This is a genomic window from Cohnella hashimotonis (assembly GCF_030014955.1).
GTDB lineage: Bacteria > Bacillota > Bacilli > Paenibacillales > Paenibacillaceae > Cohnella > Cohnella hashimotonis.
On the sequence record NZ_JAGRPV010000001.1, the window covers coordinates 3,800,463 to 3,813,809 of the forward strand.

Sequence of the window (13,347 nt, forward strand, 5' to 3'; positions counted from 1 at the left end):
TCGCTCTAAAGATACGAATAAAACGGCACCGGACCGCCGAAGCCGCTTACTCATGATCAGATTAACAACATTCGCTCCCTTCCACAAGCTTACCCCTTAACGGCTCCGGCAGTCAGCCCCTGTACGAAATACTTCTGCAACGCGATAAAGAGAACGATCAACGGCAGCAGCGTCAAGCTGATCCCAGCGGCCATCAACGGCCAGTTGGTCGTGAACTGCCCTTGAAAATTGATGAGCCCGACGGACAGGGGAACCCCGCGTTCTGTCGTTAACGTGCTAATTTGCGCCCACATCAGTTCTCCCCAGGCAAAGCCGAAGTTAAATACCGTGATGGTGGCGACCGCGGCACCCGCAAGCGGGAATACGATACGGAACATGGTGCTCAATTCTCCGCAACCGTCCATTCTTGCCGATTCGAGCAACTCATTCGGGATCGACATAAAAAAGTTGCGCAGAATGACAATCGAGCCCGGCAGCATCCATCCCACGTATGCAACGACGATAGGCATATACACGACGTCGAACATTTTGAGCTTTGCCATGATCATATAGAGCGGAATAATCATGGATTCCCCTGGCAGGATCATCAGGATAAACAGGATACCGACGATCGCTCCCGAGAATGGCACGCGCAGCCGCGCAAGGGCATATGCCGCGAAGGTACCGAGTATGGTGGAGAAAGCCAGCGACAATACCGCGATCACGACGCTGTTGAAGAAGTGATCTCCGAATCGCCCCACCCTGAACGCTTCTGCATAATTTTCAAAACGAAATGCCTTAGGAAAGGACCATAAATTCGAGAACAATTCGTCGCTTGTCTTTAAGGAAGTGAAAATCGTGAATAGTAAAGGGTAGACATAGGCGATCGATATAAGAACGAGCACCAGGCGAGCGATCCACTTAGAACTCCGATTACTAGTACTCATATACGTCACCTCTGGCCAATTTCCGCATGACGAAAATAATGATGGCTACAAGAATGGTAAATACGACGCCGATCGCGGCGGCATAACCGAATTCATTGTAGAAGAACGCGACATCCAGCATCTGCTTGGGGACGGTCTTCGAATAGTCGCCCGGCCCGCCCTTCGTCATCGTCGCGATAATGTCGTAGGATTTAAAGGAACCGATCAGCACCAGCATCGATACCAAGCGGATAGTCGGCATAATAAGCGGCAGAACGATCAAACGAACTTGCTGAAAAAAGTTAGCCCCTTCCAGACGAGCCGCCTCGAACATCGAAGCCGGGATCGCGACCATCGCCGTATAGAGCAGCATCATGACGCCCCCCGAACCTTTCCAACCGCTGACGACGGACAAGGTGACCAGCACCAAGCCGGGCTCGCCCAGCCAAGCGCGGTCTAAACTTTCCAATCCCATCGCCCTAAAAATTTGATTGAAAAGCCCCATATCCGGGCTTAAAAGAAAAGCGAACAACAAACCGATGACGATAAAAGGCATCATATTCGGAGCGAAAAAAATTAACCGGAATACCGATCCTTCCTTTTTGCCCGTCTGATACACCAGCAAAGCAAGGATGAAGCCTAACAGGAGCGTAATCGCAGAGGAGAGCAGCGCGATAATGACCGAATATTTAAAGCCGTTCAACGTCGTGGTATCTTGGAACAGCTCTTTATAGTTGTCCAGACCGAGCATCTTCATGCTCGAAAAGCCGTCCCATTTGGCGAATGACAAGACCAGATTCCAGCCGATCGGAATGATCATCGTATAGGCGATGAATAAGATTGCGGGGATCACCAACGCAATCCCGAGTATCCGCGTCTTGTCATGCAAGGACTGTTTTTTTGCTAGCCGCTGCACCCGTATGTCCCCCTTCTGCCGGAACGATAACAGGGCATAAGCACGCGTGCCTTATGCCCGCTACCGTATATCGTGTTTATGGCTTGTTTATTTCTTATCCTTGATGGCTTCCAACCTCAATTTCTCAAGTTCCGCCAACGCGCTCTTCGGATTGAAAACGTAATTCGCCGGCATTTTCTGGTCGAGATATTCGTTTAATTTCGGCGAAAGCGTGAGTATTTCTTTTTCGGTATAAAGTTTGCTGGCATCCCTGCCGAACTTCGAAATATTCGGATCGGCGGCCGTCACACCTTTGATCGACACCGGGGAGCCGTTATCTACCCGGTGCTGCGCGACTTCAAGACTCGTCAAGTATTTCAGGATTTCGATCGACGCTTCCGGATGTTTGGCGTTAGCCGGAATCATGTACCCGTTGGAATCGCCCGGGATTTTCACGCGCGGACCCATATGCGGCCAGCTGACGACTTGTACGTTTTTCAAACCCGAGTTTTTGATCGCTTGATCGGAGAGGAAGTTGATCCACGCGACAATCGCGACTTTCCCGGACTTGAATCCGCTTAACACTTGATCCTGGGTCACGGTGAGCGCGCCTTTGCCCGGATACATATAACCGTCGTCGTACAGCGTTTTCACTTCGTCGAACGCTTTTACGACCGCCGGATCGGTAAACGGAATTTGACCTTGCGACCATTCATGCTCTTTGGCATCGTCCGGCCATATGGACTGCAAAAAGCTTCGATGCGTCCAGCTCGCCCAGGAATTCCCGAAAGGCGCGATGCCGAGCTTTTCCTTAATCGTCGTCAGCGCAGTCTTGAATTCATCCCAAGTCGGATAATCCGGCAAGGTGACGCCGGCTTGATCCAACAGGTCTTTGTTGGCCAGCATCGAGTAATAGACAGGGGTGATCGGCACGGCATAAACTTTGTCGTTATAGATGCCCTTCGTCAGAGCGCCGTCTACGAAAGCGTTCTTCCATTCGCCGTTATTGGCTTCCAGATACGGCGTGAGGTCCAGTGCCATATCGGCATTGACGAAGGTGTCCATCTGGCCGGGCCAATAGAAAGCAAGATCGACCGGATTGCCTGAGGCAATCGTGGTTTTAATCGTTTTTTCAGGATCGGAGACCGGTTTGAAGGTGATGTCGTATTTGTCTTTGAAATGCTCGGCAACCAACTTTTCTTCCGATTGTCCGATGGAGTCTCCCGGCCAGGCGATCATCAGCGTCAATTTCTGCTTTGCGCCTGCAGGCGCGGCGGCGGACGACGATGCCGGCGACGATGCCGACGGGCTCACATTGCCGGACGCCGAGGCAGATGGCGAACCGGAGGCTGAATTGCCGTTCGAATTACTTCCGCAAGCGCTTACGGCCAGTGCCATGCTCATTAACGAAGTCAGAAGAATGCCCTTTTTCTTTAAAGCAAGCATCGTTGACCCTCCCTGATTGATGAATGAATAGAATGCGCGCGCTTTCTAAATTGAATTATAAGTACCGCCGACTTCGACATACATGGCGTAAATCTACAATAACTTTAGATTTTCTTCGATTACATCCTTTAATCCGAGCCTTTCGCTCATCCGATGATTCTCTTCAGGCGAATCGCCGTCCATGCGCTGATCGGCAACAGGGACCCTTTCCTCACGATCTTCTTCTCCTTCGCTACGCAATTCCATACGTCGTAAATCTCGGCTTCATATTCAGGTTCCGATCCATCGTAAGGTCCGAACCAGAAGCTCTTGCCCGGCAAATCGTAGCGGCAAAAAAACAAATATTCGTCGATCCCTTTATGCAGCGCGAAATAATGGTGACCATCGGTATTTTTCGGATCCCTTTTCATTTCCTGAAAGGGACAAGACTCTATAATTTGCTTCATGAATTTCAAACGAGAACCGCTGTCTCCAACAAGTATTCCCCCGTAGGACCAAAAGAGATCCTGATCGTTGCCTTCCGTTTTAAATACCTCGCCATGAGAGGCATATCCGCCCGCCAAAGCCGATAGCCAATGACGCAGTACCGTCGTTTGCGCGTCGCTATTTCCCCACTCGTCTCTGATGTTTCCTTCGTATTGATATTCATCGTTGATGACAGGTTTACGATAGGCATTTTTTAATTCAATCATCAAGGTATAGGTGTCCGGATGTTGATACGACACATGGGTCAGCCAGTGCCTGTCCGGATAAATGTAGCCCAAAGGAAAGTTATGATTGGAAATCGGATGCCGGTAAGGGTCATTGGCGTAAATATAAGCCCCAAGCAGATCCCACTGCTTGCGATCCGTTCCGACGCAAAACTTCCCGTCCTCGGTCTCATCGATGTCATACTCGTTCGCAAGCGACCACCACACGTTCCGATAGGCGGCAAGACGCGAAATCAGATATTTAACGTAACGGACGTCATCCTCTTGCCGCATGCCTCGGTCGATCCCCCAACGATCGTAGGGGTGGAATAAAATCACGTCCGCTTCTATGCCAAGCTTCATGAGATCCTTCACGCGCTCCTCGAAATTTTGAAAATATGCCGGGAGCAGGGTCTGAAAATCGAATGCGTTCGAGGCGCCGGCGAACGGAAAAACCGGCGGGTCGTAGGATACGTTGACGTCGTTATCCCCTCCCCGATAGTACTTGGGAAACACGAGCATGCGAATCTTGTTAAAGCCATGACGGGAGAAGGATTCCAGCGTCTGCCGCCGGACCGCTTCCGGTCGGTAGGTCCAAGCGTACGCCGTCGTTCCCATCGCGAAAAACGGCGTTCCGTCCGCATAGTTAAAATGCATCCCGTTTACCCGGACTGGACCGTGATTGCCTTCCTGTGCCCCCGTACACGCGAAGGTTCCTGTTAATCCGTTAAATGCCTCCAGGTTGGACGACAGCCGGAAGCTGTAAATGCCTTCTTCTTCCGGCATGAAACGGACTTTCCAGCTCGATCCGCCATCATAGAACCCGGAAACTTTTTTTCGTTTTCCTTCCTTCTGAAAAGTAGCTTCCAGCCATACTTCGAGAAAGGGATTCGCGAACGCCTCAACAGATTGCAACGCAACCTCGAAAGCGCACCATCGTTCAACAATCGGCGAATAATCCATTGATCGGCACCTTCCTTTATAGCGCGCTATAAATAGCAGCCCTGAGCTTGTGGCCGCGAATTTCATCGTATTCCTTCGGCAAAAGCCCTTGCATATAGACGACCGACAGCTCTTCCTCAAGGTCAGCCGCCATCCAGGAGCCCGCCGCTCCCGCCCAGCCGAACTCTCCTGCCGTGCTGTTGCTTCCGCCCTTCGCCCGATCCGTCATCACCCGAACGCCAAGACCGTAGCCGTATCCCGGCCATGTCCCCGGCAGCGCCATGTCCGCCCGCTGCCTTGCATCCAGATGGTCGGTCGCCATGAGCTCGATCGTCTTGCGCCCCAGGATCCGGGCCCCATCAAGCTCGCCGCCGCGAGCCAGCATTTGCGTGAACCTTCCGTAATCTCGCAGCGTCGACAGAAGCCCATGCCCGCCGAATTCGATTGTCGTATCCTGCCGATTAAGCCATTCATTTTCCATATTCGGGGTTGGACCCTCCTCCGATGGCGCATACAGCGTCGTCAACCGGTCCTTCTTGTCTTCCGGAATCCGAAAGAACGTATCGTGCATGCCGAGCGGCTCGAAGATCTCTTCCTTCAGAAACTGACCGAACGGCTTGCCGGACAGCACTTCGATCAGCGCGCCAAGCATGTCGTGGCTGAAGCCGTAATGCCACCGGGTACCCGGGTCAAAGGCGAGCGGGATGTCCGCCAGTCGCTTGGCGAATGACCGCAAGTCAGGAATCTCCTTTAAAGACAGCTTTGAAACCTGGCGCTCGGTCTCCGTACGGTCCCCATACATGGTCAATCCGGAAGCCATCATGAACAAGTGCTTGACTTGAATCGGCGCAACGGCGGGCGAAGTGTACAACGTACCGTTCTCTCCCTGACGATAAACCGACGGATGCCGGAATTCGGACAAATACTCGGATAAGGGATCGTTCAGCAGGTAGAATCCTCGTTCATAAAGCATCAATGCAGCCGTGCACGTGATGACCTTGGTCATGGAAAAGAGCCGGAATATCGTATCGGGACCGATCGGACGCCGCGTTGCCAGATCGGCATAACCTGCGAAGCCTTCATAAACGGTCTCTCCCCGGCGGACAACCGAGCAAGAGCAGCCCGGCAGTCCCTGATCCACGAATCGCTTAAGAAGCGCATCCACGTGGCGAAAGGTATAGGTGCTCATTTTCTTCCCTCCATCGATTTAGCGTTTAGCTGTATGGACTCGCGAAATGCGCCGCCATTTGGATAATAACGGTCAATCTTGTCGCCCCATCTTACATGGAATGGGATGCCGTCCGGCACTTTGCCGGAGACCTCAAACGAAGTGTCCGTTCGAAGCCAGGCAATCGATACAATGCCGCTCGGCGTCGATAACTCGCCGCTCATCTCCCGAACATCCAGGGTATGAGGTTCGATCCGAAGCGCTTGCCAGCCAGGCCGCGTATTTTGAACGCCTAGCATACAGTGCGTGAACTCGTACAGCGGCAGCGCGCTCCAGGCATGGCAGTCGCTTCGCGGCTCCGTCGGCGTCTCGGGAAGCGTCGTCAAATGAAGCGATAACAATCCGACCCAAGACTGAAGCAGCTCGGCGGTCCGTTCATACAGACCGGCTTTCTCCAGCGCACGGAAAAGATAGAAGGCCATCGAGAACGAGCACTGCAGCGCCTTCGGATCGTCAAGCGCCCGGTTGAGCACTTGTTTCGCTCGGTCGCCGTCGCAAAGACCGGAGAGAACCGCCCAGACTTGCGCATGCTGGCTGTATTGCTCAAATGCCGGTCCCTCGCGGTACATCCCCCGTTCCTCCGACCAGCAGAGCCGTTCGATCCGGGACATCAGCCGTTTTGCGCGTTCCTCGTACTCCTCGCCGACTTGACTGCGACCTGTCGCAGCGCTGATTTTCGCCGCCGTGCGCAAGGCGCTGGCGTACATTAAATTATGGATGGCGGAAGGGCCTTCCTTGCCGGCTGTCGGCATCCCTCCCTCCCACTCCGCGACCCAATCGATGTATTCCCAGTAACCGATCTGCTCGACCAAGCCCGAATCGCCGATCTTGCGGTCGAACCAGTCCAGAATGGCGTCAACCGTGGGGCGATATCTTCTAACCGTATCGGCATCGCCTGTCTGCCAGTAGTAATCGTAGAGCATGTCGATATAATGCAGGGAGAACGAAGGGATAATCTGAACCATCGCGCTGGGATATCGGTTCTGCGTGATTCCTTCGGGAAGCAGCGCGTTGTGGAATTCCTCCAGCGCCTTTCGAACCAATCCGATATCTCCGCCGACACTGTAAGTGAACAAAGCCTGGAGCCGCGTATCCATGATAAACTGCATTTGCTCATAATAAGGACAGTCCTCATAAGTCTCGTGCATGCACATCTGCAGCGTCCTGAGACTGACCTTCCATAACGGCTCCACCCAAGATTCCGGCGAGGCGACGACCGACTTCGCCTCAAGCGGATAGGCGCTCTCCCTGTACCAGGGGCGCCGAAGCCGAAGCGGCTGCGCGCCTGTCCGCACCTCGATCCGGATGAACCGGAACGTTCTCAGCCAGAAAGGTTCGTATATCTCTGCCCTGCCGGACGGATCGTAGACATCCTCCATGCCCAAAATAACGCCGTTTGCGGCATCGTCGCGAACGGCATTCGCTTTGATGTCGTCGCGTTGAAAATACCTTTCGGCATACCTAAATACGATCCGCGAGCCTTCGCCCAGGTTTAACGGGTAGAAAAGGTAGCCGGTCGTAAGCTCGCCCGCGTCCAATTCAACGACTGCATGCGTGTGCGGCGGAATCTGTACCTCATCGTCCGCCGCGCTCAAGCTCGGAAAACAAAACGGCTGCAAATCGTCTTGGCGAATGGGCATCTCTCGCACGAATGGCCGATTTTCCTCGTACAACAAAGGAACGGGCCTTTCCAAGAGGGGAAGCTGCGGAACAATGTAGTAGGGGTACGGATCGGACCTGCCCAAGCAGGGATCGCCTTTCTCTGCCGCAAACCAGGTTCCGCCCGGCTCCTCCGCATGCTTCCAGCCTTCCGGGAGCTGCATCGCCATCACGCGTTCTGCGATCGCCCCCATAAAGATGGTATAGGAATCGTCGGAATAGAAAGAAACGGCATCGTCCGCCATCACTTGCCAATCCGCTTTGCCAGTGGTAAGGTCCGCCAGCGTCTCGCCGGCTTCGTTCAGACAGGTGCCGGCAACCGCCAGTCTCGGTCCGATCGGCAGCGAGGTCATCGAATAGAGGGGCTGATCCGAACTAGTCGAATCGTTCACCATATACGTATTGAGCGACCATACCTGTACGGCGAAGATGTTCGTCCCTGCACGAAGACTTGAGCTGACGTCCAGCGTCTCGTAATAATGCCTCCATCGATCTCCTTTGAGCGGCCCGGAGCCGATGGGCTGGCCGTTAATCCATAAGCGATAACGGGTATTGGCGCTGATCGATAGCCGCAAGGAAGAAGGCTCGTCCAGTCTAACGGCCAACCGGTAATAGTAAAATCGATTTTCCTTGGCATCCGGTGCGATTCCTTTCGCCTCGTAAGCTACTCTCGGCGGCTTCAACCAATATGCGCCTCGCAGCTTGTTCGCCGTATCGGGTTGCATGATAGCGTCCTCCTTCATGAAGCGCGTAAAAAGGTTTGAAACACTTAGATACTCAATATACAAGGCCTTTACCGGGATACCCATTCTAAAAATCTACAATTTCTTTTGTTTTTCTTTGGTACATGGATTTCGAAAAAGGATGAACGCTGGGAAGTATGAAAAGACTAAACTTTTTGTAGTTTTTTAAATATGGCGGTTTATGGGGTCTACCTATAATTGAAAGCGCATCCATTAAAAAAGACGCAGGAGGAGAACCATGAAATTTTTGCAGAAATCGAAAATGGCGGGCGTCCTCGGCCCGCGAAGCAGGCTGTTCGGGAATCTGACGCTTGCCGCTGCTATGTTGAGCACCTTATTCGCCCCAGTTTTGAGCGCTTCGGCCGAAACGGCGCCGCCCCCGTGCGAGGTCAAAGCGACGGGCGGGCCGATGTGGATCACCGGAGAATGCGTCGACCCGCAGTACGACAATCCCGTAATCGACAGCGAGACCGATCTGACTTCTCCGGTACCGGTTCATAAAGTCTCCGGCCACTTCGAGGGCACTGCCAAGAAATTCAATTTTTACTTCCCGCCGAAAAGCCAGTGGCAAGGCCGATTCTTTCAGTACGTGTACCCGCTGAGCAATGAAGAAGCCGAGGATAAGATCATCAGCTTCGGGGCGGACAGCGGGGCCTACACGGTGCAGACGAACGGCGGCAGCGGGTACCGCGTCGACGCAGCGGCAGCCAAGTTCTCCAAGATCGTAGCGGCAGCGTACTATGGAACGCACGAGCCCATCTATGGCTACATCTGGGGCGGAAGTGGCGGTTCCTACATGACGATCGGCGCCATCGAGAACGCCTCCGGCGTTTGGGATGGAGCCGTCCCCTTCATCCCTGCTGCCCCGACCTCCCTACCGAACAACTTCCTCATGCGGGCTTTTGCGCGCTTCGCGCTCGCGGACAAAGCACCGCAGATCGCGGACGCGGTAAGTCCGGGCGGGAGCGGCGATCCCTACGCCGGATTAGATGATGTAGAGCGATCGGTGCTTCAGGAGGTGACGAATCTCGGCTTGCCGCTGCGCGCCTGGATGGACAACCGATATATTCTCGCGCTGGACGATCCGAACGGCCTCCTTGGTTACGCAAGCATGATCAAGGCCTTTGATCCGACTTATGCCGACGACTTCTGGAGCAAACCCGGTTATCTGGGTACTGAGGAATCCGGTCTCGGCGATCGATTCCGCGCGGCTAGAATCGAGCAAACGGTGTCGGTTACGCAGGTTACTTATAATGCGGAGAACGTTCCGACAAGCTTTGCCGTGGATGAAGTTCCGGCAAAGCTGGATTATCCGAATCCCGATTTTACCCTTTATGCAGCCGACGGTTCGCTGATCGGAACGTTGAACGGTTCTCTGAATTCGGCCACGAAACGATTCACCCTTGTTGCCGGAAATCCAGACAACGTGTTGAAGGCTATCGCCGCCGGCGATAAGCTCAAGGTCGATAATAAGTGGTCCCTTGCGGTGCTCGCGTACCATCGTCACCAAGTTCCCAAGTCATCCGACTTCAAAGCGTGGGATCAATTTAAATCTGCCGACGGTACGCCCATCTATCCCCAACGATCTATCGAGGTCGGTCCGACCGTTGCCCAAAGCGTGACCGGCGGCGGTACCTACACCGGCGCGATTAACGGCAAAGTCATCATGGTCAGCAACCTGCTCGATGTCGACGCCTATCCTTGGGACGGGGACTTTTACAGCAAGCGGGTCCATGCGGCGCTTGGCGCCGGTTACGATGACCATTTCCGGCTCTGGTACAACGATTACGCGGATCACGTCGAGCCGCATAATCCGTTTCTCGTTAGTTATTGGGGTATCCTAGAGCAAGCTCTGCGGGATGTAAGCGCATGGGCGGAAAGAGATGTGCCGCCCCCGAATTCAAGCAGCTATGAGGTGGTCGACAATCAGGTTCGTTTGCCGGCGAACGCAGCGCAGCGGCAAGGGATACAGCCTGTCGTCGATCTTGCCGCAAATGGGTCTGCGATGGCGGAAATCGCTACCGGTCAAACTGTAGCCTTCACGGCCAAGGTCGAGCTCCCTCCCATGTCCGGCGAAATGGTATCGACGGAATGGGATTTCGAGGGCAACGGCAGTTTCACGACAGTTCCTGCGGGAGATTCTGCGATGTCTGTCGGTTCCTCAACCTATACCATTACATCCGCTTACGCCTACGCCAAGCCTGGCACCTTCTTCCCGTCGCTTCGGGTAACCACTCAGCGGGAGGGCGATAAAGACACAAGCTTCGCCAGGGTTCAGAACCTCGGCCGCGCCCGCGTCGTCGTCCAGAACGCGGGCAGCGATCAGGGCTCGGCTCCAGTCACGGCGAATCCGCCGATTCTGATCGGGGAACCGAATAAAATCAAGGCTAACGTACCCATGCTTAACGCTTCGGGTATTGCCTCAACGATTGTTGACGCTGAAGTCATGGCCAAAGCCTTAGCGGCCGCAGACGACATTCATGTCACGGTTCCGGGCGTGAAAGACGCTGCAGGCTATGCCGTCACCCTTCCGGCGAGCGCCCTAACGGAAGAAACTGGCGCGCACACCATTGAAGTAGAGACAGAGCTGGGGAGCGTCAAGCTGTCTTCAGCGATGTTCGCTGCCGCGCAGCTGAAAGGAGCAACGGAGGTCACCCTGTCCCTAAAAAAAGCCGATACGGATGGGTTAACCGATTCTGTGCGGGCCCAGATCGGCGATCGGCCTGTCTTGGAGGTCACGCTTACAGCCGGGGGCATCGTCGTGCCTTGGATTAATCCGGACGAACCTGTGACCGTGTTTATTCCTTATACGCCGAATGCGTCGGAATTAACGGATCCCGAGCATATCGTCGTATGGTTCATCGATAGTCACGGCGGCGCCACCGCAGTTCCATCCGGGCGATACGATGCCAAACGGGGCGGGATCACGTTCATGACCACCCGTCTCGGCAAGTACGCGGCGGCTTTTGTAACCAAGTCGTTCGGCGATATAACCAAGCAGCCGTGGGCCAGACAAGCGATCGAAGTCATGGCGTCCAAGGGGATTATTACCGGCACCTCGGCATCCGCGTTCGCTCCTGAAGCACAGATCCAGCGGGCGGACTTTATGCTCATTCTGGTCCGCGCGCTGGGTCTTACCGCGCGAACGGAAGACTCGTTCACGGACGTAAGCGCTGACGCATACTATGCTGAAGCATTATCGATCGCCAAACGACTCGGTGTCGCACAAGGCGTTGGCGGCAATCGGTTTAATCCGGAGGCCCCTATCACGAGACAGGACATGATGGTACTCGTCGACAAAGCATTGACTGCCGCAAACATACCGGCGACGCGAGGCACGTCAACGGATCTGGATGCGTTCGCCGACAAGTTCTCGGTTGCAGCCTATGCACAGTCAAGCGCAGCAACACTGTACAAGAACGGCATCATCAAAGGTGACGGCTCTAAAGTAAATCCGACCGGGTTTGCGACAAGGGCTGAAGCCGCCGTGCTTGCATACCGCATCTACAATTTGGGACTCAACTAAAAGAAAATCCCGCTCTTCCGCGCAAAGAGACTCACTAGCAGCCCAGCTTTGGCGATACTGACATTGCATTGATCGGAAATGAAAGGCAATAGCCCAACGAGCCCCATTTCCCGTGTCGTTTTCGCAATTCCCGATCCCAATTGTCGCCGTGTTAGCCTTGGCTATGCGCGAAAATGGAAAAGGCAGAGGGCGGCGTCCACGCGGCGCCCCTCTGCCTTTTTAATCGCCTTGACCGCCCGGCGCCGCCGTGCTCTGCCGAACGATGAGCCTGGGCTCGAGCGGCGTGAGCTTCCTCGCCGCGGCGCCTCCCATCAGCTCGCGGAGCACGCGCACGGCGGTTCGCCCTAGCTCCCCCGCTTGCTGCGACACCGTCGTCAGCTCGGGGATGACGTGGCGCGCCAGCAAAATGTCGTCGAAGCCGACGACGGACATGTCCGCCGGCACGTTCAGCCCTTGCTCGGCCGCCGTCTTGATCGCACCGATCGCGGTGAAGTCGTTTACGCAGCATACCGCCGTGGGCAGGTCGCGAAGCGACAGCAGCCGATTCATCTGCTCGCGGCCGGCATCGGCGGAGAAGCCGCCGGGAATCGTCCAGGCGTCGCGCACGGCCAGCCCCGCTTCCTTCATGGTCCGGCGGAAGGCACGAACCTTCACCGCCGTCGTCGACATGTGCCGGGCGCCGCCAAGAAACCCGATGCGCGTATGCCCGAGCCCGATCAGATGGCGCACGGCCAGCGTCGTGCCTGACGCCTCGTCCGTGGCGACGCGGGTCAAGCCGGCATCCTTGACGTCTCCGTTCAACAATACGAGCGGAATGCTGCGCGCATGCTCGGCGAGCTCACGGGCGAGCGCAGGATCGCATACTCTGAGATTCACGCGGCCGCCCATGAACAGGATGCCGTCCACCCGTTTTTCCCGCATCAAGTTGAGAAAATGCGATTCCTTGCCGTAATCCCCAAGCGTGTTGCAAAGAAAAAACGTATGTCCGGACGCAAGTCCCTCCTGCTCGATCCCGGAAAATACCTCGGGGAAAAACGGATTCGTGATATCGGGCAATATAACGCCGATGATGCCCGTCTCTTTTTTCGTCAGACTGCGCGCCACGGCGTTGGGCTGGAATTGATGCTTGTGCATGATCGCCTCGATCTTCGCGCGCGTCGTCCGGCTGACGGGCGCCGAACCGTTCAAGACGCGGGACACGGTCGCCACGGACACCTGGGCTTCTTCGGCGATATCGTACACCGTCACTTGCTGCTTCATTGAACCTTTCCTTTCCTCCGGCGAATCTTCGCGCACGTTTCTACGCAGCTCCTC

The 13,347-nt window shown here is 55.0% G+C and carries 8 protein-coding genes; 1 reads left to right on the top strand and 7 read right to left on the bottom strand.

Annotated features, from left to right (window positions below):
- Positions 1-89: 89 nt before the first annotated feature.
- The 6 genes from KB449_RS15375 to KB449_RS15400 all read right to left on the bottom strand — a co-directional run bounded on the left by KB449_RS15375 (position 90) and on the right by KB449_RS15400 (position 8,489).
- The gene (locus tag KB449_RS15375) at positions 90-806 is read right to left on the bottom strand and encodes a carbohydrate ABC transporter permease (RefSeq protein ID WP_282909222.1); all 717 of its coding nucleotides are present in this window, start codon (positions 804-806) and stop codon (positions 90-92) included.
- A gap of 109 nt (positions 807-915) precedes the next feature.
- The gene (locus tag KB449_RS15380) at positions 916-1,821 is read right to left on the bottom strand and encodes a carbohydrate ABC transporter permease (RefSeq protein ID WP_282909223.1); all 906 of its coding nucleotides are present in this window, start codon (positions 1,819-1,821) and stop codon (positions 916-918) included.
- An 87-nt stretch (positions 1,822-1,908) separates the two neighbouring features.
- Complete coding sequence (locus KB449_RS15385; RefSeq protein ID WP_282909224.1) at positions 1,909-3,246, bottom strand: ABC transporter substrate-binding protein; 1,338 nt, start codon at positions 3,244-3,246, stop codon at positions 1,909-1,911.
- Positions 3,247-3,392: 146 nt separating this feature from the next.
- Positions 3,393-4,964: an apiosidase-like domain-containing protein gene (locus KB449_RS15390; protein ID WP_350356226.1), complete on the bottom strand. Its 1,572-nt coding sequence runs from the start codon at positions 4,962-4,964 to the stop codon at positions 3,393-3,395.
- Positions 4,915-6,066, bottom strand: a complete 1,152-nt coding sequence (locus tag KB449_RS15395) for a serine hydrolase domain-containing protein (RefSeq protein WP_282909226.1) — start codon at positions 6,064-6,066, stop codon at positions 4,915-4,917. Before KB449_RS15395 ends, KB449_RS15390 begins: the two co-directional genes overlap by 50 nt.
- Positions 6,063-8,489, bottom strand: a complete 2,427-nt coding sequence (locus KB449_RS15400; protein WP_282909227.1) for an alpha-L-rhamnosidase-related protein — start codon at positions 8,487-8,489, stop codon at positions 6,063-6,065. Before KB449_RS15400 ends, KB449_RS15395 begins: the two co-directional genes overlap by 4 nt.
- Positions 8,490-8,745: 256 nt before the next feature.
- Between KB449_RS15400 and KB449_RS15405 the strand changes: the two genes are divergently transcribed.
- Positions 8,746-12,033, top strand: coding sequence for an S-layer homology domain-containing protein (locus tag KB449_RS15405; RefSeq protein WP_282909228.1), 3,288 nt, complete (start codon positions 8,746-8,748; stop codon positions 12,031-12,033).
- A 219-nt stretch (positions 12,034-12,252) separates the two neighbouring features.
- Here the strand turns inward: KB449_RS15405 and KB449_RS15410 are convergent, their stop codons facing one another.
- On the bottom strand, positions 12,253-13,293 hold the full coding sequence (locus KB449_RS15410; RefSeq protein WP_282909229.1) for a LacI family DNA-binding transcriptional regulator: 1,041 nt from the start codon (positions 13,291-13,293) through the stop codon (positions 12,253-12,255).
- Positions 13,294-13,347: the final 54 nt, after the last annotated feature.

Bases quoted from the DNA above. Each gene is read 5' to 3' on its own strand.
- KB449_RS15385 (WP_282909224.1), bottom strand. From the start codon at position 3,246: ATGCTTGCTTTAAAGAAAAAGGGCATTCTTCTGACTTCGTTAATGAGC.
- KB449_RS15390 (WP_350356226.1), bottom strand. From the start codon at position 4,964: ATGAAATTCGCGGCCACAAGCTCAGGGCTGCTATTTATAGCGCGCTAT.
- KB449_RS15395 (WP_282909226.1), bottom strand. From the start codon at position 6,066: ATGAGCACCTATACCTTTCGCCACGTGGATGCGCTTCTTAAGCGATTC.
- KB449_RS15400 (WP_282909227.1), bottom strand. From the start codon at position 8,489: ATGCAACCCGATACGGCGAACAAGCTGCGAGGCGCATATTGGTTGAAG.
- KB449_RS15405 (WP_282909228.1), top strand. From the start codon at position 8,746: ATGAAATTTTTGCAGAAATCGAAAATGGCGGGCGTCCTCGGCCCGCGA.
- KB449_RS15410 (WP_282909229.1), bottom strand. From the start codon at position 13,293: ATGAAGCAGCAAGTGACGGTGTACGATATCGCCGAAGAAGCCCAGGTG.